The following is a 26,206-nucleotide window of genomic DNA, read 5'->3' as shown; positions in this document are numbered from 1 at the left end:
TGCTCCCGTTAAAAGCCGAAGGGGCCGCGGGCAAGCGACAGCCCGAGGATGAGACGGAAGACGATGTAGATACCGCCTGAGGTGAGGACGCCTGCAACAATCGATTGCAGAGGTGCTGTTCCCAAACGCCAGGTCAGATAGGCAGATGCGACTGCGGTCGCGATCAGGAAGCCAACCTCTGGAAGGGCAAGGGCGTAAGCCACCATTGAAAGTGCGGCAAAGGCGATTTCTGCGAACCGGCCAATGCGCGGCCAATGTGGCTCCGGATCAGGCTTCACAAGGAAGTAGATCGACGACAGGGCCATGATAATGCCAATGATGATCGGAAAGGCCTTGGGGCCTACTTCATCCGACATGAAGCTCTCTTGAACCAGAGTAGCTTGCCAGATGAAAATCAATGCGAGACTGAGACCAATCCCGCCGAAAATACGGTCACTCACAAGTGCCTCCCCCAGATTTATTATTTTTGATATGCGCGTTCAAGATGTGCGCTTGAGTGTAAAAAGCCGACACGCGTTTCCCCGTGTCGGCTTCAAATCAGCTTACTGCAAAATGCCGATTTCTTTTGAGATGCCAGTGATCGAATCCACGGAATCGCTCACAAATGCTTCAAACTCTGGGCCCTGAAGGTCGAGGGGAGCCAGACCGTTTTGAGCCATAGTGGCCTTCCACTCGTCTGATGCATAAAGCTTGGCAATCGCGTCCACCCAATAGGCATAAGCTTCATCGCTCATGTTGCCTGGTCCGTAGAACCCGCGCCAGTTGGCACCAACGGCATCAATGCCCTGTTCCTTGGCCGTCGGGAATTTCGCGAACTCACCTGGAAGGCGTTCAGGAGACAGAACTGCGAGGACCTTTATGTCCCCGCTGTCAACAAAGCCCTTGGCTTCGGAAATATCGCCCGTGAAGGCCTGAACAGAGCCGGCCAGCAGCTGGGTGACAGCTTCGCCACCACCATCAAACGCGATGTACTTGATCTTGCGAACGTCTTCGACGCCATTGGCCTTGGCCGCGATGAGGACCTTCAAATGATCCCAGCCACCAACTGCAGAACCACCGGCAACCGCGATTGAGCGCGGGTCAGCCTTGATCTGGTCCAGCAGCTCAGGAAGCGTGTTGATCTTGCTGTCAGCAGCAACCGCGATCACGCCGTAATCAGCGCCAACGGACGAGATCCAGCGAACCTGATCACGTGTGTTGCCTGGGTAAGCGCCCTGGGCCAACCGTGTTGCTGTTGCGGAAGATGCGGCCACGATCAGGTCGTTGTCGTCAGCGCGCTTGCTTGTGACATAAGCAAAGGCAACACCGCCGCCACCGCCGGCCATGTTTACGACCTGCATGGTTGACGGAATCAGTTTCTGATCCTGAAGGGATTTACCAACCTGACGACAGGTGAAATCCCAACCGCCGCCTGGATTGGCAGGTGCGATGCATTCTGGATTTTCAGGGCTGAAATCTGCAGCCTGTACGCTGAATGCGGACACGCTGACGAAAGCTGCCGCCAGGAAGTGGCGGGTGAATTTGAATGTCATGATAAGTTTCCTCCAAAATCATGCTGCCTGTTGTTTCAGGCTTGCGGCGTTCCACTGCCCCATGGTGTATGGGCTCCTCGCAGGGATCGGTACCGGGATGTTAATCCTTGAAACTGTCACCAACCTGTCAAATCTTGATGCTGCGGTTGCATGTTCACGCGCTGGTGGTGCAGAACACTTGGAAGGAGAAGTGTGGGGTGCGCCTGTTACTTGTCGAAGATACGATTGATATGGCCGAAGCCATCATGATCAGGCTGGGGAGGTCCGGTATCGCTTGCGACCTGGCCAAGACGCTTGCGGACGCAGAAGGCTTTCTTGACGTACAATCTTACGATGTCATCGTGCTGGACATCAATCTGCCCGATGGTGTCGGCACGGACCTCCTTCAGCAGTTGCGGTCAGCGGGTGATCGAACGCCTGTGTTGATGTTGACGGCGCAGTTCTCTGTCGACGACCGGGTATCTTCGTTGAACCTTGGGGCAGATGACTATCTGGTCAAACCCTTTGACCAGAGGGAACTGGAGGCCCGGATCCAGGCACTTTATCGGCGTGAACAAGGCGAAAAGGGGCAGGAGATCACCCTTGGTAGCCTGAGTTTCAATCCGACAGCGAGGGTGTTGCGCAAGGAGGGTGTGCCGATGACACTGACCAGGCGGGAGCTGTCCCTTTTGGAGCTGTTCATTCGCAACCGGGGCAAGGTTATGAGCAAGGAACGGTTGTTTGAGGGTCTGTTTTCCTTTGATGACGCTGATGTTGGATTGAACGCGATTGAACTCTACGTTGGGCGTTTGCGCAAGAAGCTGGCTGGTACAGGCGTTCACGTCGAAACCCAGCGTGGTCTTGGCTACAAACTCGACCTGGATACATAGGCCTCATGCTCAGTTGGCACATCACCTTGGCGACTATGTCCTTGACGGCTCGCGTGTCTTTGGCGGTTGCAACCTTGCTGCTGATTGGCGGCGTGTTTGTGTCTTTCGCCGCTTTCACATATGGCCGGGACGCTGCTCGTGAAGCTTATGATCGTCTTTTGCTTGGAGCTGCAAACGATGTTGCTGCGTCCATTTCGGTGCAGGATGGGAAGCCTCTGGTGGACTTGCCGACATCCGCTTTTGAGCTTCTTGCTTTGGCACCTGATGATCGTATCGCTTATCGCGTGATCGGAACTGATGGGGAGACGCTGACTGGTTATGACGCGATTGCTGTTCCTTCCAAACGGTCAAAGAGCAATGTTCAGTTTTATGACGGGGACTTTATTGGCGAAGCAGCCCGTTTTGTGTCGGTGTCCCGGCGGTTTTCCGAACGAGATCTCAATGGAACAGTTTTGATCGTTGTTGGTCAAACCTTGTTGGCTCGTAATGCGTTGGCACTGGATATCACCCGCAATGCGCTTGCAGCGTTGACGGTGTCCGGTGCAGCAATGTTGCTTTTGGCCGGGCTTGTTGTGCGCTCCGCCTTGAAGCCGCTTGATCGCATTGGTGAGGTCTTTGCCCGACGTGATCCCCATGACCTCACCCCAATGGACCCTGCCGTGCCACGAGAAGCAGCGGTTATGGTCAGCGCGCTCAATGATTTCATGGCGCGACTGGATCGCCAGATGGGATCCATGCGCAACTTGATTTCAGATACAGCACATCAATTGCGCACTCCTGTTGCCGCACTGCGGGCGCAGGCGGATCTGGCTGCTGATGAAACCGATGAGGCGGATCGGCGGGTGATTGTCGAGCGGATTCATCAGCGGTCTGTCAGCCTCGGCCGACTGCTCGATCAGATGCTGAGCCGGGCGTTGGTGGTTCACCGCAGTGACAGTGTACGGCGGGAAATTGTCGATTTGAGGGATGTCGCACTTGAGGTTTTTGAGAGCGAAGATCACCATCTTCTGGCACCGTGGAGGGACGTGAACCTTGTCATTGGCGATGTACAGATACTGGTTCTTGCGGATGAGCATTCACTTGGCGAAGCGACCAAGAACCTTCTCCACAATGCGTTGAAACACGGTAAGGGCACTGTTCAGATCGGGGTCGATGTTCAGGGCGATAAAGGCTGCCTTTGGGTGCAAGATGAAGGTGTTGGACCATCCGAATCGATACGTAATGCCCTTGGCGACCGGTTCACCCGGTCCGCGGCCTCGAAAGGCGACAGTGCAGGATTAGGCCTTTCCATTGCAAAATCTGTAGCAGAAGCCTTTAGTGGAAAATTGCACCTTAGCGAGAGTGATGACAGCAAGTTTCGAACGACGCTGGCATTACCCATTGCAGGAGGTAAGGCATGAGACTTTCAAACCTGCTGGCTCTCTCAGTGATGTTGTTTGGCTATATGTTTATGCCAGTTTTGGCCCAGGAAATGACGCGTCAGTTTGGTTCTGTTGAACCTACGCGTTCCCTGATTATCCGCTCAACGACAGATATTTCTGTTTTTGGCTCTGTTGTCGAAGCCTTCTTGGACACGCAGCCGGGATTGGCCATCACATATGAGCAATGGGGATCGAATGATTTGTTCGAGCTGAGCTTGAGTGAGTGCCGTGAAGATGTTCCTGGTGCTGATCTGATTATCAGTTCGGGTGTCCACCAGATGGTCAAACTCGTCAATGAAGCTTGTGCTTTGACGCATCGATCTGTTCAAACGAGCGGTATGCAGAGTGTGCTCCGATGGCGTGATCAGTTGTGGGGGATAACACGGGAACCAGCAGTGATGGTCTATAACCGCGCTCTGGTGCCGAGTTTTGAGGTGCCGCAATCCCGCTTCGACCTTCTGGATTTGCTCCGCCCATCCTTGTCACGCTACGCGGGGCGTGTTGCGACCTATGATATTGAACGCTCGGGGCTCGGCTATCTTTTTGCATTTTCTGATTCCAGAGAGGCAACGACATTTGGTGCGCTTCTGGAATCATTTGGACGGACGGGTGTTGTTGCGACCTGTTGTTCAGCGGAAATTATCGAAGGCGTCGCTGAGGGCACTTACCTGATTGCCTATAATGTTCTTGGATCCTACGCCCGCAGCCTTTCCAGGAATGATGATCGGATTGGCATTGTCCTGCCACAGGATTATACGCTTGTTTTGTCACGCGCCTTGATGGTTCCAAAACAGGCCCGCAACAGCGCAGATGCGACCCGGTTCCTGGACTTCCTGCTTTCCCCTTTAGGGCAGGCGGAGTTGCGCCGTGTTCTGTTGTGGTCTCCATTGCTAGATGATGAAGGTGAAAGCGTCAGCGAGACCTCTCTGCGTCCGATTGGATTGTCTCCGTCGCTATTGGTGTCTTTGGACAAGCAAAAACGCGAGCAATTCATCAAGCGATGGCGCAGCAGTTTTCCTTAAGGTCGAGAAGAAGTCTGTTTGGTTCTTGAAGATGAACGTGCCTATCCTCTACAAACCAGTGCCGGTTGATGTGAGATATGCGTTGGCATTTGCAATTTTGCGGCGCGCTTTATGTGAGAGCCGACGTTGTGTGCTTTGGTCCGAGCCCCAGGCGGCATAAGTGAAAAAAGGTGTCTGAGAATATGATCCTGTGCTGTGGCGAAGCCCTCATTGATATGATTCCGGGTGAGATGAATTCTGGCCAGGCAGGCTTTGTGCCGCATGCCGGTGGAGCCGTCTTCAACACGTCGATTGCGCTGGGCCGTTTGGGCATCAAGACGGGGCTTTTGACAGGCCTGTCGACGGACTTGTTTGGCCAGGTGCTTGAAGACGCACTGATGGCCAGTCATGTGAATACGGCGCTTTCCGTTCGCAGTGATCGTCCGACGACGCTTGCCTTTGTCCGCCTTGTGAATGGCCATGCAAGTTATACGTTTTATGATGAGAACTCAGCCGGACGCGTGTTGGATCGATCGCAGGCACCGAGTATTGGTGATGAAGTCAATGCGATGTTCTTCGGCGGTATCAGCCTTGCTGTTGAACCTTGCGCAGATTTCTATGCGGATCTCTTGATTGAACAGTCTGGCAACAAGGTTGTCATGATTGATCCGAACATCCGTCCGGGCTTCATTCGGGATGTCGAGCGCTATCGCGTGCGATTGGAAAGGATGCTGCGGCATTCGGACGTTGTGAAAGTGTCTGATGAGGATCTGGACTGGATCGTTCCAGGCGAAGCTGGCCTGAAAGACAAAGCCGCAAAGCTTTTTGAATTTGGTGTCTCAGTTGTTCTTGTGACACGTGGCAGCGAAGGTGCAACCGGTTTTCTTGCTTCCGGCGGCGATGTCACTGTCCCGAGCCGCAAAGTCACTGTGGCCGATACGGTCGGTGCAGGTGATACGTTCAATGCCGGTTTTCTCGCATCTCTCGATGATGCAAATCAGCTGACCAAAACCGGAATTTCCAGTATGTCGGTCGAAACATTGAAGTGTGCATTGTCACTTGGAGGGCAAGCAGCAGCAGTCACCGTTTCCAGGGCGGGCGCTAATCCGCCCTGGCGGAGCGAACTCGACATATAGGCTTTATGTCTGAGTATCTTTTTGTTTTGCGAGTTCATCGCGGCTTGCTGTCAGATAGATCTCAGCGTTGTTCGACAGGGATGGGCCCAGATATCCACCTTCCTGGATAAGTGCGGTTGGTAAGCCCATTTGAACGATCTCGCGGGCCATTACCTCAAATCCATGGCCTGTCATGCCGACCTCTGAGAGGGGGTCATCTTCGGCCATGTCAAATCCCAGCGAGATCACGAGCGCTTCTGCGCCGAAGTCCTGAATGGCTTTTACGCCTTCCCGGAAACGTGCCAATATCTGGTCCTCGGTTGCGCCGGGCTGAAGTGTCAGGTTCAGTGTCGCGCCTTCGCCATTGCCTTCTCCCCGTTCGTCTTCATACCCCAGATAATATGTCGGATAGTTCGCTGGATCGACGTGGACAGAGCACATGAAGACATCCGCGCGCTCATAGAAGATATCCATTGTGCCGTTGCCGGTGTGGGTGTCGATGTCAAAAACGGCGACCTTGGAGAATTTTCCGCGAAGGGTCTGCGCTGCAATGGCGGCGTTGTTGAATATGCAAAAACCGTTGGCCCCATCTGACAAGGCGTGATGTCCCGGCGGACGGCACAGGCCGTAGGCCATCTGGTCTCCGGCAGCAACACGGGAGGCCGTCTCTATAGCTGTCTGCGCGGACCAGTAAATTGCTTCATAGGTGTTCTGTGTCAGAGGCACTGAAGTATCGGTGGCATACCAGCCGAGTTGTCCGAATACCGACGAGGACTTTCGGCCTCGGCGTCGTCCAGGATGATAAGTTGGAATGGCTACAGCATCGCCGGCCTCTGCCTGCCATCGGGCGAAGGCATCTTTCCAGAATTCAACGTAGCCATGATCATGAACGGCCTTGATCGGCTCTAAGCCGTAATCAGAAGGCTGTTCGACCGGAAAACCGTTCCGGATCAGCATGTCGCGGATGAGGATGGCGCGTTCGGGCTGTTCCGGGTGCGGGATGTAGGCACCACGGCGGAAGTAATGTTCCGGATTATGCTTCAGCTGGCGCTCGTCGAAAATGGCTTTCATGCGATGGGTCCTAGTAGCCTTGGTTTCGATCTACGGTATTGGCGGGAACGCGGCCTGCAACGGTCTCAATCGCTGCCGCTGTGACCTGCTGCGCCACCAGAGCCCGGGAGCTGTCGCTGGCTTGATGTGGCGTGATCAGGATTTTCTCGTTGCTCCACCATGGATGGTCCTCGGGAAGCGGCTCCTTTCGGAAGACATCAAGAGAGGCACCGCCGATTTGACCAGTGGAAATGGCTGTATCCAGATCGTCATCCACGAGCTGCTGGCCCCGGCCAAGTTGGATCAGGCGCGCGCCATGAGACATTTGATTGAAGAGATCTGCATTCAGGATGTTTTCGGTTTCAGGGGTCAGTGGCAGAACGTTGATCAGCACCTGGGATTGAGCTGCAACCCTCTGGATTGCGTCCGCTCCTGTCTCGAACCGCACGCCGATTTCAGAATCGGCATCATTGGTTTTGGACGTGCGAACTGCGGCGACGACGGGAAAGCCAGCGGCTGTGATTGCTCTGGCAATTGCCTTGCCCATGAGGCCATAACCCAGAATGCCGACGGTGTAGTCTTTGGGCGGCGTGTCGAGGGGATGTTGCCACCATTTCGGGGTTGCTTGCTGGCGGATGTATTGGCCCATATTGCGATGGTGCCAGATGACTTGCCATACCGCGAAACCGGCCATGAGATCAGCCTGCGCTTCATCGCGGATGCGTGTGACATGGGCCGTTTGGGGCAAGCTTGGGCAAGACACCAGACTGTCAACACCTGCGGCTATGGACGATACCAGACTAAGGTTAGGGTAGGGGGTGAAGGCATCGTCATCAGGGTGCCAGGCCAGCGCGAACCGAATGGCTTCCGGGTCTTCGATTTCGTGGGGGTGGCGAAGTCTGACCTGGTCAGAGTAGTCAGCAAATACCTTGCCGAACAGTTTCTCAAGATTGAAGCGGTTGCCGATATAAACCCCTTCGATGACATTGCCTTGCGTCACGTCGTTTCCTCATTAGGTGTAATTTCTTCGAGACCGCACCATTGTGCGATGAAGAGGGCAATGGTGCCGGTTACGCGTTTGATGGAGGCCAAGCTGACACGTTCATCAAACCCATGGATGCTTTCAGAGATCGGGCCATAGACCAGGCAGGGCATGTCCGCATAAATCACAAAGACACGGGCGTCGAGATAGGATGGTGTGACGAAGCTGGTCAGGTCTTGGTGGGTGGCAAGTCGATGGGCATTTGCCAGTGCTTTTTCAGCTTCGGTGTCTTCTTCCAGAACATAACCGCGGGCAAAGAAACCGTTCCAGGTGATTTTGGGAGGGCGGTTGCCGAGGAAGGTGTCACCGGAGAGCTCGCGGGACAGATGATTCTCGATCTGGCGCGCGCGGTCTTTCGGATCATCTCCAGGGTAGATCGCAATGCGGCAATGAAGATTGCACCAGGCTGCGACGGTTGAAGCCCAATCACCGCCTTCAATTTTACCGACGTTGAAGTTGATCGGGTGATCTTCAGTCTCAAAATAGGGGTAGTTTTCTTTTTCCGCATTCCAGTCTTCGCACAGGCGTTTCAGACTTTCGATCACGCGGAAGCTGGCCTCGATTGCATTGGCTCCGGTGCCTGCCTCGCGTACATGCACAGGATGTCCGGCAATTCCAATCTCGAACCAAAGCACTCCGGTGTTGGCTCTGACAAGCTTTTCATCTTCAGGTTCTGGAATGATTGCAGCGTCAGCTGTGTAGCCTTCAATCAGGCAGGCAAGGGCTCCATTACCGGTACATTCTTCTTCAACGACGCTTTGAATGTGTACTTTGGCGGCAGGCTGAAAGCCAAGTCGGCGTAGTGCGTCGAGTGCATAGATGTTGGCTGCCAGGCCAGCCTTCATGTCTCCGCTGCCCCGGCCATACAGCCAGTCCCCATCCCGCTTTGGCTCGAACGGCGGAGACACCTGCCACATGTCGTGTGGCCCTTCAGGAACAACATCGACATGCCCGTTGAGGATGAGAGACTTGCCAGTGGCCTGTCGGGGGAGATGGGTCGCGACCACATTTAATGCGTCGGTGTAATCCACAGTGACTGGCGAAAAGCCCGGATGATCATGGATTTTGTTGACGTCTATGGCGAAGGTGTCGACATCATAACCGCGCTCGGCGAGGGCTTTACCTAAAAACAACTGAGCGTTCTTTTCCTGGCCGCGAAGAGAAGGGAAGCGGATGAGGTCTTCTGTAAAGGTGATCTGTTCTTCGAAACCAGCGTCGACGGCATCCAGGATTTTTTGTGTCAGCAGAGCGTCCAAAGTAGTGTCTTTCTAATAAATGGTTGGCCCGGAGCTCAGGCTTTAATTGTTTGACTCTCAGCTAGTTATCAGGAAGCGGCTGCCAGTTCTTTTTCGCGTCCCGGAATGGCTTCGATCAGGGACTTGGTATAGGCGCTGGTTGGGGCATTGAATACGTCATGGGCTGTGCCGATTTCCACGATCTTCCCTTGCTGCATCACTGCGATTCTGTCGCAAATCTGGGCGGCGACTCTTAGGTCATGGGTGATGAACACCAGCGCAAGGTTCAGGCGTTGCTTGAGGTCGGCCAGCAGATCCAGAACCTGAGCCTGGATGGAAACGTCCAGTGCGGAGACAGCCTCATCTGCAATGATGACACTCGGTTCCAGAGCCAGTGCCCGGGCGATGCCGATCCGCTGTCGCTGACCGCCGGAAAATTCGTGAGGATAGCGGTCGATGGCGGATTGGTCCAAACCAACGAGCTCTAGCAGTTCTACAGCCTTACTGAAGGCTTCTGATTTAGGAACGCCGTGGGCGATTGGCCCCTCGGCAATAATCCGTCCGACTTTGGTTCGTGGATTGAGTGAAGCAAAGGGATCCTGAAAAATCATCTGGATCGATTTGCGTGCTGCGCGCAGCTTTTCGCCCTTCAATTTTGCCATATCTTCACCAGCCAGAAAGACGGATCCGCTGTCTGGCTCCATCAGGCGTACAAGACATCTGCCTACGCTGGATTTTCCCGATCCGCTCTCGCCGACAATGCCGAGGGTTTCACCTGCAGCAAGCTCCAGATTTATCATCTGTACGGCTTTGACCACACGCTCCGGTCCGCCGAAGAAACCTCCGCCAGAGCGATATGTCTTGCAAAGATCAGTGACTTCCAGAACGGGTGTCTGGCGGGAGGCGTCGTCTTGCTTTTCAGCGTGCAGTTTGGGGATCGCTGCGATCAGCTTGCGAGTATACTCGTGCTGCGGGTTGTCGAGCACATCGTCAGTATTGCCGTGTTCAACGATCTTGCCGAACTGCATCACCGCGACCCGATCTGCGATCTCGGCGACGACGCCAAAATCATGGGTGATGAACATGACGGCCATGCCGTGACGTTCTCTAAGATCGTGTATCAGGTCGAGGATCTGGGCTTGTGTGGTGACATCAAGCGCAGTTGTCGGCTCGTCGGCAATCAGGACATCTGGTTCCAAAGCAAGCGCCATGGCGATCATGACACGCTGACGCTGGCCACCTGAGAGTTGGAACGGATAGGCACGCAAGGCTTTTTCAGGGTCAGGAATTCCGACCTCGATCAAAAGGTTTAGTGCTCGGAGCTTGCGTTCTTTAATCGTGAGCAGGCCATGGGCTTCGAAGACTTCCACAATCTGGTCTTCAATGCGCATTAGTGGGTTGAGCGCTGACATGGGCTCCTGGAAGATCATCGCGATTTTTCGGCCGCGCAGGTCAAGCAATTCCGGTTCGCTCAAAGTTAGAAGGTCTTTGCCTCCGTAAATGATCTGCCCCGCTGTTGGGCGAACCATGTCGGGCAGAAGACCCATCATGGCGTTGGCAGACATGGATTTTCCGGAGCCACTTTCCCCAACGATGCAGAGAATCTCGCCAGCATTGAGTTCATAGGAAACGCCGTCGACCGCAAAGGGCCGATCCGCGCCTTCTGGCAAGGATATCTGAAGGTTCTCAATTCGTAGAACCGGCTCTGTCTTGCTGGTCATCACTTGCCCTTTCGAGACAGACGGGGGTTCAAGGCATCATTCAGACCTTCGCCAATCAGATTCAGGGCCAGAACAGTCAGCACGATGGCAAGGCCGGGGAAAAATGACAGCCACCAGGCTTGCCGGATAACAGTTCGTGCAGCGCCAATCATGTAGCCCCAGGACATGAGGTTTGGATCGCCCAGGCCCAGGAAGGAAAGGGAAGATTCCAGCAAGATTGCTGTTGCGACCATGAGGGAGGCGAGAACGATGATCGGAGACAGAGTGTTTGGCAGGATCTGACGCCAGATGATGGTGATGCTGGTTTGACCGGACAGGATTGCAGCTTCAACGTATTCGCGTGAGCGGAGAGACAGAACCTCACCCCGGACCAGCCGGGCGACCGGTGGCCAGCTGACGATGGCTATGGCACCTACAATTGACTGAACACTGGGTTCAAAGATTGCCACCAGAACGATTGCCAGCGCGAAATTCGGAACGGTCTGAAAGAACTCGGTAAAGCGCATCAGAGCATCGTCGACCCGTCCGCCGAAGTAACCGGCCAGTGCGCCAATCGGTATGCCAATCAGAAGGGATACCAGCGTCGAGATTAAACCCACGAGCAACGAGACCCTGGCACCGTATGCAAGGCCCGCGATGACATTGCGGCCCAATGTGTCCGTTCCAAGAGGGAAACGATCCATAGCGAAGGGGGGAAGAAATGGTCTCTGTACCATTTTCCATGGAGATTGAGGGAAGAGAAGGGGGGCGAAAACAGCGATCAGGACAACAGCCAAGAGGATGGCTAAACCGATGACGGCACCGCGATTGCGTTTGAAACGTTTCCAGAAGTCAGCCATCAAGACACCCTGATTCTGGGGTCAACGACCCGGTAAAGAATGTCGGTGATCAGATTGAACAAGAGCACCATGGCCGCCGAGACGAAGAAGACGCCGAGAAGGACATTGTAGTCTCGCTGAGCCAATGCTTCAAACATCAAGCGACCAATGCCGGGCCAAGCAAAGACTGTTTCGGTCAAAATTGCACCGCCTACAAGTTGGCCTGCCTGAAGGCCTGCGAGTGTCAGGACCGGAAGCAGCGCGTTGCGAAAGATGTGGCGTCTTTGGATGATGCCGGGCTTGAGGCCTTTGGCACGGGCCGTCTTGACGAAATCCAGCGTGCTGACTTCGAGCATGGAAGCGCGGGTCATGCGCATGTATACCGCCATGAAAAACAGGCCCAATGTTCCAGCCGGAAGGATCAGATGCTTGGCAATGTCCAGAACCCGGTCAAACCCTTTATAACCGCCACCAACTGTTTCATAGCCAAAGCCCGGCAACCAGTTGAGTTGGACGGAAAAGACCAAAACCGCCATCAGCGCTGCCCAATACAGTGGGGTGGCATAGAATAGCAGCGCGAAGGTCGAGATGAGTGTGTCAGACCATTTTCCGACACGTGCAGATGCCAGAACGCCAGCGACTGTTCCCAATACCAAGGAAATGATGAAGGCAGTTATGGTCAACAAGACAGTTGCTGGGAGCCTGTCGAATATCAGGTCTGCTACTGGCATTTGCTGCCTGTATGAGAAGCCAAGGTCAAACTGCAGGACACCGACCAGATAAAGACCGAGCTGCGTCAACAAAGGTTTTTCCAGGCCGAACTGAGCCCGTAGCTGTTCCAGAAAAATTTTGTCTGCAGCTCCTGCCTCGCCAGCCATAACCGCAGCGGGATCGCCGGGCGCAGCGTGGATCAGGAAAAAATTGAGAGTCACGATCGCGATCAGGATGATCGCCGCCTTGACCAGGCGCATAGCGATGAAACGGAGCATCAGGCCTCGTCCTGCGGGTTTGTGCCGCTTTTGGGTTCGAAAGGCTGTCTGCACGGATCTAAGCTGATCCGTGCAGAGCATTTGTTACCTATGAGGCTTATTTCTCGATGTAAGCGTCGCGGAAACCGTCGTTGACGCCGATTGCGGTGGTCACGAGGTCTTTGACATCACAGCGGTAGATCGTTGGGAAGCCAAGCTCGAGAAGCCAAGCAACAGGGACATCGTCCGTGAGGATCTGCTGAGCTTCGGTATAGAGCTTCTGCCGCTCTTCTTTGGTGACTGCAGTTGCTGCCTTGGCAAAGAGTTCGTCGACCTTTGGGTTCTCATAGCCTTCAACATTGTTCCATGGGGATCCCTTGGCAATGTTTGAGGAAACATATGTCCGTGCCACGCCGAGGGCAGGATCGCCATACTGATATAGGTAAGTGAAGGCGAGGTCGTAGTCCCATTCGCTGATTTTCTGGTTCCAACCGGCGACATCTGTGGCGACAATCTCGACCTTGATGCCGACTTCTTCAAGGTTCTGTTTGATCGCTTCAGCCCAACGCTGCCATGTTTCGCCGTAAGGTAGGGGCAGAAGGCGGACAGTAGTTCCATCGTAGCCCATGTCTTTGAGAAGAGCGCGGGCCTTTTCCGGGTCATAGTCGTAGTGGTTCACATCGTCCGTGAAGAAACGGGTGGATGAGGAAACTGGGCTTTGTGCGACTTTTCCGAGGCCGTTCCATAGCGCATCTTTCGCGAACTCTCGGTCCATCGCATACATGATGGCCTGGCGGAAACGCTTGTCTGCGGTCGGCCCTTCACGATTGTTCAGCCACATCCACGATAGTGGGCCAATGAATTCCCAGCCCTTGTCGGTGACGCATGTGTTGTCCATTGCGGTAAGGCGAGGCACATCAAAATTTTCGACCGAGCCACCTGGCAGGATGTCGATGACGCCGGTTTCGTAAGCCACCGAGCGCGACGCTGCATCCGGAATAACATGCCAGTAAATTTCGTCCAGGTACGGCAGACCATCAACATAATAGTCTTCGTTTTTGGTCAGAAGGATGTGGGAGCCTTTTACCCATTCCTTGAACTTGAACGGACCGGTTCCAATGGGCGTGTTGTTCGCCGGGTTGGTTTTGTAGTCGGTGCCTTCGTAGATGTGCTTCGGGATCATTGGCATGGTGCCGACCTCGAAGATGCCTATGAACGGTCCGAAAGGCTCGTTCAGTTTGAATACAACAGTATTGGCATCCGTGGCCGTGATTGATTCCACGTACTTTAGCGACTGGCGCAGACGTGTATGGGTCTCGCGCAGAAATACATCCGCCGAGAAAACAACATCATCTGCGGAAAATGGCTCTCCATCATGCCACTTCACATTGTCAAACAGATGAAATGTGTAGGTCAGGCCATCCTCGGATATCTCCCAGGTTTTGGCGAGCTGCGGCAGTGGTTCTAGATCAGGGCCGTAGCGCAACAGGCTTTCGTAGATATTGCCAGCGACCATTTGGGTTGGGCCGTTTTGAACCAGTCCGAGCATCAGGCTGGGAGGTTCTGGTTGGATGACCGCATTTGCCCGCCCGCCAGACACTGGTCCAGCATAAGCGGTGCTTGCGGCTACGACGAGTGTCGCGGCCAATATGGATAATTTCTTCAGCATTCTTAATTCCCCTCGAATTGTATTGGTGTGCCGGACTTATGTCTCTGTTCACGCCACGTGCTGAGTTTCTGGAGTTTTTGGTTGTCTGGTGTTGTCCCGTCAGTTCACCAGATCCGGATAGTGTTTTATGGCGAGACGTTGGAAAGCATCCCACTGTGGATCTGACTTGTTGCCGGAATGCTGCTTGTCCCAGTTCTCGTACTGCTGTGCAGTTTTCTCGGCGAGCGCTGGGTCGATTTTTCGTAATGTCCCACCGGAAGACATGATTTTCAGCTGGGCGCGACAGGTCCGCTCCATGTTGAACATCAAGCCGAAGGCTTCGCCGACAGTCCGGCCGCATGTCATCAGCCCATGGTTACGCAGGACCATAACCTTGCGGTCCCCAAGGTCTTCGACCAAGCGTTCCCGTTCGGCCAGATCGAGCGCGATGCCTTCATAGTCGTGGAAGGCTATGCGGTTGTGGAATTGCAGCGCCCACTGGTTTAGCGGAAGGATACCTTCTTCCATCGACGAGATTGCAACGCCTGCGACTGTGTGAGTGTGCAGGACGCAATGTAGATCGGGGCGGGCGGCGTGCACTGCGCTGTGAATTGTGAAACCTGCCTTGTTGATTCCGGCGCCATGGCTGTCGCGCAGAATGTTGCCATCGATATCGACGGTGGCAAGGTTGCTTGCCGTGACCTCATCGAAGCGAAGACCATAAGGGTTGATCAGGAACGCATTTTGACCTTCGCTCTCGGGCGCTTTGGCCGATATGTGGGTGAAAATGCTGTCATCCATTTTTTGGTGGGCAATGAGCCGATAGGCCGCAGCCAGTTCAATTCGCTCTTTCGGCTGGTCAGATCCCATGGGCTCTCTTTCAATTCAGGCATCTCATTTGCCTTGATGATGCTTTTGCGCATCCTTCAAGTCTCAAGATGTTTTGGGGACGTATGTCCGGGATGTCGTTCAAGCTGACACTAGGCAAACATGTGGGTTCTCTATTGTCAATTGTCGACAATTGACAAAATTTGGGCAATGATGCCTGCTTAGCAAGCGCAGATCATGCTTGAGATGTCGTTCGTTCAGGACAGGTGCAACTTTGATGACTTGCTGTATGAAGCTGTTTCGGGCAAATGATGCGCGTTTATCCCTGATGCGGTATCGCAGCATTTAAAGGTGTGCTTGGCAGGGATTAGTAAAGGAAAACGTTGCGGAATGTTCTCACCGGTGGAGACGACAGATCTTGTTCAACAGATTGCGCGCCAAATTAGCGATGCGATTGTCTCTGGCCGGTTCAAGCCAGCTGAACGATTGAACGAGCTTCGTCTGTCTCAGGAGTTCGGCACCAGCCGGGCCCCGGTTCGCGAGGCTGCGCGCTTGCTGGAAAGTCAGGGGCTTGTTGTTTCAAGCCCGCGCCGCGGCTTTTTTGTACGCACTTTGAGCGCGAAGGACCTGGATGATATCTATGAATTGCGGATAGGTCTTGAGCTGCATGCGGCCGATCTGGCTATTCAAAAAATCGGCGATGCTGAGCTGACTGCTTTAGAGGCGCAGATTCAAAATCTATACGACTTGGCCGAAGCGGGGTCGATTGAGGAACGGATTTCTGCCGATTCTAGCTTCCATCGCATGCTTTGCAGCTTTAGCGGCAATGACCGTTTGTTGAAAGCCTTTGATGATCTTGCCACGGATATGAGGGCCGGGATTGCGCTCATTGGTACGATTTATGATGATCCATACCGGATGGCGGAAACGCATGTTCCCATTCTTGAAGCTTTGAAGAAGAAAGATCGTCAGGGCCTGAGAGAGGCTTTGCATTTCCACATTGCGGCTGCGCGGGATCAGATCGTTCCGCTTTTTGAAAGCCTGAACAAAACACCTTGATTGAAAATTAGGAGATGCTGCGGATATCGTTCTCTAAAAGGACGGAATCAGCTCTGCCATTTCCGCCCTAGATCACGATGAGTTCCTAACTGTGGCGCAGGATATCGTCCTGTTCCAGATAGGTGCCAGACTGTACCTCAATCATGCGGACTGGGATTTTGCCTGGGTTGTGGAGCTTGTGTTTGGCTCCGAGCGGAACATAAGCTGATTGATTTTCCGCCAGAAGTTCGGCCTTTCCGTCGATGGTTATTTCGACAGTGCCCGAGACGACAACCCAATGTTCTGCCCTGTGCAAATGGCTTTGCAGTGTGAGGCCTTTTCCCGGCTTGATCATCATGGACTGAACGCTAAAGCGATCTCCGGAATTGATCCGTTCTGTCCAACCCCACATTTTATAAGCGCGTGGATGAGCGTTGACTTCCTGGCGGCCCTCTTTTTCCAACGCTTCAACGATTCTCTTGACGTCTTGCGCTTTGTCCCGGTGCGCGACCAGAACGCTGTCCCGGGTGGAAATCACGAGCACGTCGGACAGGCCGATAACCGAAACGAGGCCATCATCAGCATAGGCAAGACAGTTCTCCGCGTCCAGAAAACGGGTGTCTCCCAGGCCGCTGTTGCCATTCGCATCCTTGTCAAGAACTTCCCAGATCGCAGACCATGAGCCAAGATCATCCCAACCGGGGGACATGGGAACGCATGAGATATTGTTTGCTCGTTCCATGATGGCATAATCGATCGAAATGCTCTTGATCTTCGCAAAGGCATCGCTGTCCAGACGTGTGAAATCGAGATCGCTGCTTCTGGTTGCAAGTGCTGCCATAACATCGGCCAGTAGGTCGGGATTGTGGATCTCAAAAGCGCTGATCATTGCCTTGGCAGAATAAAGAAAAATTCCGGCATTCCAGACATAATTACCGTTCGCCAGAAATTCTTCGGCCTTTTGGCTGTCTGGTTTTTCCACGAAAGCTGCGACGTTTCGAACGGGCGCAGAGCCAACATCCAGCCTGATGTAGCCATAGCCTGTGTTCGGCTCATGTGGCGTGATGCCGAACGTTACGATCTGTCCGTTTTGTGCTGCGGGGGTCGCGTCACGGATGGCCTGTTGGAAAACATCTTCCTTGGCAATCAGATGATCAGACGGCAGTAGCAGAATAAGCGCATCGGGATCTTTTTCAGCAGCAATCAGAGCGGCCATCGCAGCCGGGGCCGCAGTGTTACGGCCCATCGGTTCTAATAAAATTGTGTCGGCGACCGCATCGATCTCAGAGAGTTGCTCTCCCATCAGGAAGCGATGATCATTGTTCCCGATCACGATAGGAGCAATGAAACTGCCGCCTTTGACCCGGTTTATAGTCTTTTGAAAAAGACTTTCGCCGTTGAAAATTGGAAGAAATTGCTTGGGGCGATCTCTGCGGGAAAGGGGCCAGAGCCGGGAGCCAATGCCGCCTGAAAGAATGCAAGGAACGATCATTAGGTATGCAATACCTCTTTGGAAAATTGTCTAGATATTCTGTACCAGACTAAACTGGTGGAAAGGTAAAGATCCATGGACGAGATCTATTGCCTAGCCTGCCTGCGGTTCAAAGCTTCAGAGGTGCACCATCTCTTCATTTTGGTTGTTGAAACCAGCTAACACCTTGAACGGAAAGGTGGTTTCTGTAGTTCGATAACCGTTTTCCCGGCTATAGCGAAGTGGCTCGGAAAATGCCAATCTCAGCACAGTGCGCTTCACGGCAAGAGAGCCATTTTCGTATATTTCCCAAGGCCTTGACAGGAACACAAGCGAGAGTTCGATAAACTCTTCCAACCTCCCCTTGGGCGGGATGTGGTTTTCGACCCTTTCAGCAAGCACAATCTTGTCGCGTTCCAGCCGCTCGATCCGTTTTTCATAGGCCGTTATCACAGACGGGTTTGTCGCTTCTACAATCCGATCCAGCACCCCTTCGATCTGAGTCTCGATCTCTTTGAGCTGTTTGACCATTGCCTGCTTGGCGACCTGCGCTTCCGCCAAATGCATATCCCAAGCGTCGATGAACATCTGCTTTGCGAGCGCGAAGAAGCGCTTGGACGGTTGCATGTTTTTCAAGATGTCCGAGAAGCCATCTTCGATCCGTGCACGCGGGACCGATTTGCGCTTTGACTCGCACCCTCTCGTATCACACAGGTAATAGGCGTACCGTTTGCGGCAGCCTTTGCTCCAGGCAGCCGTCATTGGCTTGCCGCAGTCATCACAACAGACGAAGCCGCGCAGCGGGAAATCGGCACTGATATCCTTTCGCGCCGCTGGGCGCGCTCCGGCGTCGAGGTTTTTCTGGATGCGGGTGAAGGTGTCGAAGCTGATGAGCGGCTCATGATGCCCTTTGCGGAGGCTCACATTCCAGTTGGGCACTTCGATAAAGCCCGCATAGAGCGACTGTTTGAGCATCTTCGTGACCTTCCAGGCCCGCACTTCGCCATTGGGCAGGTCTTTGGGGAAATCTGGCTTGCTCTCTAGAAAACGCTTCACTTCCGCCTGGGAGCGGAAACGGCCTATCGCATAACTTTCAAGCGCCTCCCTGACGATGGAGGCTAAGGGTTCGTCGTAAACCATCAACTTGCCATGAACGCGGTTAGACGCGTAGCGGTATCCAATCGGCGCATGGAAAACCCAATAGCCTTTCTCGACGCGGGCTTTCATCTTCTGGATCACTTGGCGGCGATTTTGTTCGCGCTCAAGTTCGCCCTGGGCTGCAATGATCGTCTCGATGAACTTGCCTTCCGGCGTATCGTCATCAAGTTTAAAGTTCAGGCATTCAATCCGTGCGCCGCGCGCCTGAAACTCCCGGCGCAGCTTGATGTGAAACTCGGTGTCGCGCGCAAAGCGCTTGAGATCATCGAAAACCACGATGTATTTCTCGCCCGGCTGGGCATCGAGGAAGCTCAGCAGCGCCACCATACCGGGGCGGTTCATGAAATCACCACCGCCAGACGCATCATCTGGAAACACTCCCACGACTTGATAGCCCTTTGAATCGGCATATTGACGACACCGATGCTCTTGGCTTTCGAGCCCGCCACCCTCCGTCTTTTGTCGCGTGGACGATACGCGGCAGTAGATCAGAGCCTTGGGCACAGTCTCACTTTGTATTTTAGCTTCTCCCATGAATCTTCCTTCCTCGCGTTGGGCCTAATCGACTTCCGGCGCGCTGTTGAATGTTTCTGAAATCTTTGATTTCTCTGAGTATACCCGTCCCAGCTTGCCAAGTGGCCCTGGATCAGAATTTTCTTGATTCTGCCCACAGGCGAGTTGCGCTGGATGGATATCGAAGCCGAGTTTAACAAAGCCGACCATGACTTCCCACATGTCTTGCAGGTAGGCTTCCTTTTGAGCCTGTGTCATATCGGTTCCATCCAAGAAGGATTGATAGCGCTCGACATCGACAGTGATTGCGGGCCGTGCTGCGCCATTGAATCTATTGCTGGTCCTGTCCTCACTCATCGCCTCTGCCTTTCCTGTTAGGGAGTTCCAATCCTCTCTCCAGGTATCTGGAAACGGTCGGCGCAGTGGGCGGTTTGGTGGCGGAACTTGACATAACTATGCGTGTATTTGGCAACAAATTCATATACCCATGATAGCATTCCATTTTGGGATCATGCAAAAAGTGATGTCTCAACAGGGGCTTAGGGCGGCACCTATTCTAAAGTATAACAGATGCTTAGCCGGGTCGTGGTGTGCCTGTAAGTGTTGATGATTTTGCCAAAACTGCTATCAGTTCTTCGGGCGGTCCTCTTCGAGAAATCCCATCTGGCGCTGAGGGTCGTTGAAGAGACCGGGCTGCATGTAATCGCAAGCAGTAAGATCAGGGTGATTGGTTGGCAGCAGGCAGCTTAGCGCTTGAGTGGCTTTGTAAGCCTTTTCTATATCAAGGCATATTCCAAGAGCGAAATCCTCGTCGTCGAGACTTTCCAAGTCTTCCACTGAGTGGCCATAGTAGTTTAATTCGTCGGCAATATGGACTTCGACCATATCGGAGTCATCGTCGTATCTGTCCACCAGCAGGGTCATAACGTGCGGATAACCGCGCAGGGCCATATGGCTTGCAGCTTTGAGAGCCAATTTTTCTGCGCGTGAACCTCTTTCGTCAGCAACGCTGACGACGACAGCGTGTTTTCCAAGCATGACGTAGGCGGAGGCTAGATCTATATCTTCCCGTCCTCTCATGTCGTAGCTGCGAGAGAATGCTTTTGGTGCACAATATCCCGTCAGAGCCATGAGCGTATGGGTGAGGTATTTTATATTGCTTCGGAAAATGCCGCTATTTCGCTCGCTAAGATGGTGTTGTCTAACCGTGCGGTGCGGGCTAAATTCGTAGGGAAGTTGGTGACCGTATACACATCCCTGAAACAGATCAAAGCACATAAGAATTTGTGCCTGTCTATTTTCGTCGGTATGCGGCGCACCGATTAAAATAGAAAAAGATTTAGGTAGGCCGCCAAAGCTGTTTCCGGGTTGGCTGTTGAGAAGTAAATTACGCCGATGCTCCTGAAGAAACAGATCGAAATGTGGCGTCTTTCCACCTTCATCCTTGATTATGATTTCTATAATTTCGAAACTGTTGTTCTGGTAGGTCTGTTTTAGATTGATCGCCATTATGCGCACAAAATCTTGCTGCGCCATGCTGAATGCATCGGTTTTGTCGATGAAGGATACGAGCCGAATTGTGTCAGCAGGAGCGTCTTGCAGCGCTTCGAAATCAAGCGAGGTTCCTCTCTCAAAAACCTCTATGTAATCTACGTAGTCACCTATTTTCGTCTCCAACATTGGAGAGGAGCCGAGATTCTGACGACATTTGACTGCCGCTTCCAAAGCAGGAAGGTGCGGGTAAAAGTATCGTTCAATGACAAGAGCTGGGCACCAAGGTGTATGGAGCCTCGTTCGGATCAAAGAGCCAATAGGGTGGGCGGTTGCTTTTTGCGCGTCACCAAATGTTATTGGCAGGTATGCCGCCGTGTTATACACATCCAGCCCTTCCGGTGGATCAACATAGCGAGGCAGTGAGAAAATTTTCTTGTTCGAGGTTAGTTCCTCAATCGACTGTAGGTAAAATGTTTGATCAAAATCCTTGGGAAAGAAGCCTTGGATAAGAAAACCATCGATAACATTGATATCGCCAAGATGTGTTGGCACTTTGAGGGCGAAGCCATTGCTTGGCCGACCACCAAAAGTGATGTTTGTTTGATTGAGTGCCGTCAATCCGCCTTCCATGATGGTTCTTAAAATGAAATAGACGTTGGCGCGAAGTGCAGGTGACAGCGCATTCAGGGTATCCATCACGTCAGGATGCACGGCGATCTTGAATTTAGAACAGACGCTGCCCGGCGTTGACCAATCAGCAATCAGCGCCTCAATATAGTTTAAGACGGATATTCTGGCAGAGCGGGCTTCGCCGTAGCAAAGTCTTTTCAAGGCGGCAGCGGATAGCATTTCTCTCGCCTCATCGCATTCTCGCCAATGGGCAAACAGTGCCTTTCTGTTTGTGAAAAGCCTTTCTTTTACTTTTGTATCAAGATGAGTGTACCCGGCTCGCTGCCCCATATGCTTGTCTCCTCATTTATAAAATACCGGAGATGCATTAATAAAATTTGAATTATCTATGGAAATTGTGGAGATATATCCTATTTTACATAAAAGTAATAAATCATTAACCATGTTGGTCTATTATTATGTAAATACGCTTTTAGGTTAGGCGTTTAATACTCGATAAATGGGGATTTAATTTGAGTGTGGGATACAAAGAGTCATTTAATGACAGTGCGCGGTTAGCGCCACTCGCCATGGCCAGTATGGGCAACGGTGCTGACACACGTGCTGATGAAAGAGCTGAGCAGGCAAAGCCGCATGAGCGAGAGCGCCAGCAAGTGGATGCCCGCGCCAGAGCTGAGCAGGGCCAAGAAATGCGCGGCGAGGAAAAAGACAATGTGAATGGCAACATGCATACGGCACGCCATGACGCCTCAAGTATTTCGTCTTCCAGCGAGAGCAACGACAAAAAAGCCAAGCGCATCGCAGCACTGATGCTGAAGCTCCACAAGCTGGACGCAGAAATTGCCGCGCTCGAAAAGCATATAGCAGATTTGGTCAAGCAGCGCGATCAGTTACTAGACGAAGCAAGACAAGAAGAAGCACAAGCAGGTGACTTGGATGAGTTGATCAAAGCGGCTGAGCAAGACGGCATGTCCGATGACGAGCGCCGCCGCCTTAAAGCCAAGCTTGGAGAAAAAGCGAATGGCAAGACGGATGCCGAATTGCTGGAGTTGGCGCGTCAGGAGCGAGATCGCCTAAACAACAGTGCCGACGATAAGCGAAGAAGGGCAGAAGTGCTGGAAGGCGAAATTGATGCGGAACGAGAAAAGCTCGACGATTTGCAAGCGGAACGTGAAGGGGTGCGACAGGAATTGGGACTGAATGGCGTTGAGGTTCAAGCTCAGGACAGAACTTTGATGGACACTGTTAGAGAGGCACGAGATCGTGAGGCTGCACAGGTCGGGCAATATGCCGCCGAGGGATATGGGGATGCAGAGTCAGAAGAAGTCGCTAGCCGTTCGAACGAAGCACGGAACGAGGGCATTATTCCAGAGGATACGGAAATTGAAGAGTTTATGCAGCAACTTGGACGTTTTGATGGAATAAGAGATGACGGTCAGCGGCAGAAAATGCAGTTGGCTATTGTGCAACGATATCCCGAATTGGCTGAGGATGCCGCCAAAACTGATCCCGCGGTCGCTGAGTTAGTCGAATTGGCCAATGCCGAAACCGAATCCCCTGCAACGGTTGCCGAAGCCAGCCCGAGTGAAGAGGAACCAACCCAAACGGCATCCGTCGATGGTGGGTGGTCTATTTCCGGTGGTATGGGGTAAGCGCGCTGTTAATTCGCGTCGGCGGTTAACGCTGCCAATGTCGGACGATCTTCATCATCGTGGTTAATCAAGGCAGCTTGCTGCGCGCGCTTGTTTTCGAAATATGCCTTAAGAGGGCTCCAAAATGGCGCGCGATCCATCACTTCTTGCGTTGTTGGTGGCCATTGCATTCTCGCGCCATCAACATAAAATATGGCCTCACCATCTTGTTCGTATCCGGGAACCGCAACGGTTGGTACGCCCCCATCCGACATAGAAGCTGCGGTCGTCCCTGCATTGGCGATGCCTCGACCAAAGTGGATGATTACCTGTCCTTCAGACATGATCCCGAGTGCAAGTTCACTGTCCTCGGGAAATACTCCATATCCCGGTGTGGCGCACTGGTATTCACCGACGTCTTCGCAAATCAGTTGTTCTTGGGTTTGTGAAACGGGCTGGGCATCCTGCGCGTAGGCGGCAGGGGTAACCGTCATCATGGTTGCCAGCGCGGCGGCACCAAAGCCTGTTTTCAATTTTCCTAAAGCCATTTTGAGCCTCATAATGTGTTTGTTGGAGCGCATTGCGCTTTGACGTGCCCATTTCTGAAACACGCCTTGCCCGGATTTCACGGGCCACACCACATCTGAGTACCTGTCGATTAATATCGATTTTTCGATATTCTTATTATTATTGACTAAACTAATACCACTATTGGCAATATTTGTCAATAAATCGTGATTCAGGTTATCATTGCTTGATTTTATTTTGGAACAATATTGAGAATTATGGTTTTTACTTGTGTTTATCGTGGATTCTGCTACCGTTTCGACATTAAGAGCGCACGCATGCCAGAGGCGCAACCCATCGAAAGCGGTGATAATTCAAGGGTGTAAGCGACGTGAAACAGAATTCTCAATTCTGTTCGCGTTGCTGAGTAACACTTTTGGAGGAATCATCTATGTCGAAGACCCCGTCTCCCTTTCAGGGCATGTCCCTTTATAGTCAGCTTGGTGAGCGTAAGTATCTCACCAGCAGCGAACGCAAGAAGTTCCTCGCCGCGCTGTGCGTGATCAAGAACCCCGCTGAGAGAACCTTTTGTGAGATGATCCACTGGACCGGGTGTCGGCCTAGTGAGGCGCTAGCACTGACCGCCATCAACATCGACCTTGATGAGAGCATGGTGATCATCCGCAGCCTTAAAAAGCGTGGTCGCCTCAAGGGCAAGCATTTCCGGCCTGTGCCCCTCCCATCCGAATTTGCGCGAAGGCTCGGCATGGTTCATGGAATTCGAGATGCGCAAGCATCTGCGCGTGGAGGCCATGCATTGCCGCTCTGGCCGTTTGGGCGCACGAAGGGCTGGCGGCTTGTGCGCTCGGTCATGGATGCGGCAGGGCTGAGCGGGATCAAAGGCAATGCACGCGGGCTTCGTCATGCGCTTGGCGTTCATGCCGCTGTTATGCATGTGCCGGAAACCCGGCTGCAAACATGGCTGGGACATGCCAGCCTTGAGACGACTTCCATCTACGTTGCGGCCAGCGGCCCGGAAGATCGCGCCATCGCAGCCCGAATGTGGGGGGTGTAGTGCCGAGAATTCCCATCACCAAAATCGACAGGATGATCGGCAGGCGCATCCGGCAAAGACGAACCGAGCTGGGCTTGACCCAGCCGGACCTTGCCGAGGTGCTGAATATCAGTTGTGCGCAGGTGCAGAAATACGAAAACGGCACCAACAAGATCGCAGCCTCGACGCTGCATCAGGTGGCGGAGTATTTAGAGGTGGAGGTCGGCTATATTTTTGAAGACGATACGTCAGCTTGCCACACAGGTTTTTGACGCCGTGGACGGCTTTTGTCGCGTGGCTAAATGACGGTTATGCGGACGAAGTGTGCCTTTGCTGCGGCTGCGCCAATGGCTGCTTTGGCGGATGCAAGACTTTCTATGGCGTTCAGGGCTATCCACGGAGGCGTGAAGTGCAAGTAGCCACTTAAGTCTCTCGCTGAACGGTCACTTCCGTCGAGGTGGTGTCAATTGTCGGATGGCCTGAGGTCACGATCAGGCGGCTTGGGTTGATTATGCGATCACTGTGCTTGGTCCCCGGTTGATTATCTTTCCAAGAACTCCACCGTTCATCATCATCATCATCATCCCAGATGCCGTTTCACAACATTCTGCATCGGGCGTGGTTTGCGACCCAGCAGGCGCTCAAGTGTGGGATCCACCATTGCGAATTCCCCTGCCTGCGCGGCGCGGTAGTAACCCAAAATGACGCTTTTTACCGATTCCGGTAGGTTTGCTCGCCCCAAGTTCTCGATCATATCTTCTTCGTTGATGATCTGGCGCTTGATTGTCCTTCCTGTCGCCCCGCTTGCCATCTGCGCGAGGTCAGCAAGATCAAGCCCCTCATTGCCGGTGAGAGGTGGTGTCACACCCTCGAAGGTCTCTTTTCCAGCCAGCAAAAGCGCATCGACTTGAGCCAAGTCTTCATGGGTCGTCCAAGCCACCTTGCCATCCGCGGGACCCACCAAATTGCCATTCGCAAATCCCTGCGCATTCATGCTCATGGCGCTGTCCGCGTAGAACCCGTGCCGCATGGAGGTCCACGCCAGACCTGAATCAGCCAACATAGCCTCCGTTGCCGCATGATGGCGCCCAGGCGGGAAATGCGACTGCTCATTGGCCGAAACTTGGCTGGTATAGAGTAGCCGTTCGACACCCAGTTCCTTAGCCACCGAAATCGCCGTTGCGTGCTGTTGCAGCGGGTCACCCCCACTGGCTGCTGCATTTGAGGATACCAGCAGTACTCGGCTGGCTCCTTCCCACGCGTGGCGCAGGCTGTCAGCGTCTTCATAGTCCCCACGCCTGACGCGTACACCACGCGCCGCGAGATCGGCCAGTTTTTCCGGATCACGTACGCTGACTCCGATTTGGTCTGCTGTCACAAGGCGCTGCAGGGCCTCAACCACAAGTCCGCCTAGTTTTCCCGAGGCGCCTGTAACGATGAGCATTGTTCGATCTCCATTTTC

The 26,206-nt window shown here is 53.3% G+C and carries 24 protein-coding genes; 8 read left to right on the top strand and 16 right to left on the bottom strand.

The features are described 5' to 3' along the window. Window positions 1-8: 8 nt before the first annotated feature. Window positions 9-440, bottom strand: coding sequence for a tripartite tricarboxylate transporter TctB family protein (locus V6575_RS02230; protein ID WP_340272385.1), 432 nt, complete (start codon window positions 438-440; stop codon window positions 9-11). Window positions 441-542: 102 nt separating this feature from the next. Further along, a complete protein-coding gene (locus V6575_RS02225; RefSeq protein ID WP_340272384.1) occupies window positions 543-1,532 on the bottom strand; it encodes a Bug family tripartite tricarboxylate transporter substrate binding protein in 990 nt (329 codons plus the stop codon). A gap of 197 nt (window positions 1,533-1,729) precedes the next feature. Here V6575_RS02225 and V6575_RS02220 point away from each other — a divergent pair, with 197 nt between their 5' ends. The 4 genes from V6575_RS02220 (at window position 1,730) to V6575_RS02205 (ending at window position 5,959) form a co-directional block, all read left to right on the top strand. After that, window positions 1,730-2,401: a response regulator gene (locus V6575_RS02220; protein ID WP_340272383.1), complete on the top strand. Its 672-nt coding sequence runs from the start codon at window positions 1,730-1,732 to the stop codon at window positions 2,399-2,401. A gap of 5 nt (window positions 2,402-2,406) precedes the next feature. After that, window positions 2,407-3,801: a sensor histidine kinase gene (locus V6575_RS02215; protein WP_340272382.1), complete on the top strand. Its 1,395-nt coding sequence runs from the start codon at window positions 2,407-2,409 to the stop codon at window positions 3,799-3,801. Beyond that, entirely contained in the window at window positions 3,798-4,844 is a 1,047-nt protein-coding gene (locus V6575_RS02210; protein WP_340272381.1) for an ABC transporter substrate-binding protein, read from the top strand. The genes V6575_RS02215 and V6575_RS02210 overlap by 4 nt, the downstream gene beginning before the upstream one ends. A gap of 182 nt (window positions 4,845-5,026) precedes the next feature. Continuing rightward, window positions 5,027-5,959 carry a carbohydrate kinase family protein gene (locus tag V6575_RS02205; RefSeq protein WP_340272712.1) on the top strand — a complete coding sequence of 311 codons (933 nt, stop codon included), beginning with the start codon at window positions 5,027-5,029 and terminating at the stop codon, window positions 5,957-5,959. A gap of 3 nt (window positions 5,960-5,962) precedes the next feature. Here V6575_RS02205 and V6575_RS02200 read toward each other — a convergent pair whose 3' ends face one another. The 8 genes from V6575_RS02200 to V6575_RS02165 all read right to left on the bottom strand — a co-directional run bounded on the left by V6575_RS02200 (window position 5,963) and on the right by V6575_RS02165 (window position 15,290). Then, on the bottom strand, window positions 5,963-7,009 hold the full coding sequence (locus tag V6575_RS02200) for a histone deacetylase family protein (protein WP_340272380.1): 1,047 nt from the start codon (window positions 7,007-7,009) through the stop codon (window positions 5,963-5,965). 10 nt (window positions 7,010-7,019) lie between these two features. Further along, entirely contained in the window at window positions 7,020-7,988 is a 969-nt protein-coding gene (locus V6575_RS02195) for an NAD(P)-dependent oxidoreductase (protein ID WP_340272379.1), read from the bottom strand. Beyond that, window positions 7,985-9,286, bottom strand: coding sequence for an ArgE/DapE family deacylase (locus V6575_RS02190; protein ID WP_340272378.1), 1,302 nt, complete (start codon window positions 9,284-9,286; stop codon window positions 7,985-7,987). Before V6575_RS02190 ends, V6575_RS02195 begins: the two co-directional genes overlap by 4 nt. A 68-nt stretch (window positions 9,287-9,354) precedes the next feature. Next, window positions 9,355-10,986 (bottom strand): ABC transporter ATP-binding protein, encoded by a 1,632-nt coding sequence (locus tag V6575_RS02185; protein WP_340272377.1) that lies wholly within the window; start codon window positions 10,984-10,986, stop codon window positions 9,355-9,357. Then, window positions 10,986-11,825, bottom strand: coding sequence for an ABC transporter permease (locus V6575_RS02180; RefSeq protein ID WP_340272376.1), 840 nt, complete (start codon window positions 11,823-11,825; stop codon window positions 10,986-10,988). Before V6575_RS02180 ends, V6575_RS02185 begins: the two co-directional genes overlap by 1 nt. After that, entirely contained in the window at window positions 11,825-12,793 is a 969-nt protein-coding gene (locus tag V6575_RS02175) for an ABC transporter permease (RefSeq protein ID WP_340272375.1), read from the bottom strand. The genes V6575_RS02180 and V6575_RS02175 overlap by 1 nt, the downstream gene beginning before the upstream one ends. A gap of 97 nt (window positions 12,794-12,890) precedes the next feature. Beyond that, complete coding sequence (locus tag V6575_RS02170; RefSeq protein ID WP_340272374.1) at window positions 12,891-14,441, bottom strand: ABC transporter substrate-binding protein; 1,551 nt, start codon at window positions 14,439-14,441, stop codon at window positions 12,891-12,893. 99 nt (window positions 14,442-14,540) lie between these two features. After that, entirely contained in the window at window positions 14,541-15,290 is a 750-nt protein-coding gene (locus V6575_RS02165) for a class II aldolase/adducin family protein (RefSeq protein WP_340272372.1), read from the bottom strand. A 348-nt stretch (window positions 15,291-15,638) separates the two neighbouring features. On the opposite strand from V6575_RS02165, the gene V6575_RS02160 reads away from it, so the two are divergent. Continuing rightward, entirely contained in the window at window positions 15,639-16,307 is a 669-nt protein-coding gene (locus V6575_RS02160; RefSeq protein WP_340272371.1) for a GntR family transcriptional regulator, read from the top strand. An 85-nt stretch (window positions 16,308-16,392) separates the two neighbouring features. Here the strand turns inward: V6575_RS02160 and V6575_RS02155 are convergent, their stop codons facing one another. The 4 genes from V6575_RS02155 to V6575_RS02140 form a co-directional block, all read right to left on the bottom strand. Then, window positions 16,393-17,778, bottom strand: a complete 1,386-nt coding sequence (locus V6575_RS02155; RefSeq protein ID WP_340272370.1) for a mannose-1-phosphate guanylyltransferase/mannose-6-phosphate isomerase — start codon at window positions 17,776-17,778, stop codon at window positions 16,393-16,395. A gap of 117 nt (window positions 17,779-17,895) precedes the next feature. Further along, window positions 17,896-19,449 (bottom strand): recombinase family protein, encoded by a 1,554-nt coding sequence (locus V6575_RS02150; protein ID WP_340272369.1) that lies wholly within the window; start codon window positions 19,447-19,449, stop codon window positions 17,896-17,898. A 24-nt stretch (window positions 19,450-19,473) separates the two neighbouring features. Then, window positions 19,474-19,785 (bottom strand): hypothetical protein, encoded by a 312-nt coding sequence (locus V6575_RS02145; protein WP_340272368.1) that lies wholly within the window; start codon window positions 19,783-19,785, stop codon window positions 19,474-19,476. Between the two features lie 270 nt (window positions 19,786-20,055). Then, the gene (locus V6575_RS02140) at window positions 20,056-21,882 is read right to left on the bottom strand and encodes a hypothetical protein (RefSeq protein WP_340272367.1); all 1,827 of its coding nucleotides are present in this window, start codon (window positions 21,880-21,882) and stop codon (window positions 20,056-20,058) included. 239 nt (window positions 21,883-22,121) lie between these two features. Between V6575_RS02140 and V6575_RS02135 the strand changes: the two genes are divergently transcribed. Beyond that, window positions 22,122-23,204: a coiled-coil domain-containing protein gene (locus V6575_RS02135; RefSeq protein ID WP_340272366.1), complete on the top strand. Its 1,083-nt coding sequence runs from the start codon at window positions 22,122-22,124 to the stop codon at window positions 23,202-23,204. 8 nt (window positions 23,205-23,212) lie between these two features. Here the strand turns inward: V6575_RS02135 and V6575_RS02130 are convergent, their stop codons facing one another. After that, window positions 23,213-23,911, bottom strand: a complete 699-nt coding sequence (locus tag V6575_RS02130) for a hypothetical protein (RefSeq protein ID WP_340272365.1) — start codon at window positions 23,909-23,911, stop codon at window positions 23,213-23,215. A gap of 230 nt (window positions 23,912-24,141) precedes the next feature. Between V6575_RS02130 and V6575_RS02125 the strand changes: the two genes are divergently transcribed. Together V6575_RS02125 and V6575_RS02120 are read left to right on the top strand one after the other, a co-directional pair. Next, window positions 24,142-24,765, top strand: coding sequence for a tyrosine-type recombinase/integrase (locus V6575_RS02125; RefSeq protein ID WP_340272364.1), 624 nt, complete (start codon window positions 24,142-24,144; stop codon window positions 24,763-24,765). Next, window positions 24,765-25,016: a helix-turn-helix domain-containing protein gene (locus V6575_RS02120; protein ID WP_340272363.1), complete on the top strand. Its 252-nt coding sequence runs from the start codon at window positions 24,765-24,767 to the stop codon at window positions 25,014-25,016. The genes V6575_RS02125 and V6575_RS02120 overlap by 1 nt, the downstream gene beginning before the upstream one ends. 308 nt (window positions 25,017-25,324) lie before the next feature. Here V6575_RS02120 and V6575_RS02115 read toward each other — a convergent pair whose 3' ends face one another. After that, window positions 25,325-26,188 (bottom strand): SDR family oxidoreductase, encoded by an 864-nt coding sequence (locus tag V6575_RS02115; protein ID WP_340272362.1) that lies wholly within the window; start codon window positions 26,186-26,188, stop codon window positions 25,325-25,327. Between the last annotated feature and the right edge of the window lie 18 nt (window positions 26,189-26,206).

The sequence above is a fragment of the Roseibium algae genome (assembly GCF_037783265.1).
GTDB lineage: Bacteria > Pseudomonadota > Alphaproteobacteria > Rhizobiales > Stappiaceae > Roseibium > Roseibium algae.
The sequence above is the reverse complement of the archived record's forward strand: the minus strand, read 5'-3'. Positions and strand labels throughout refer to the sequence as shown.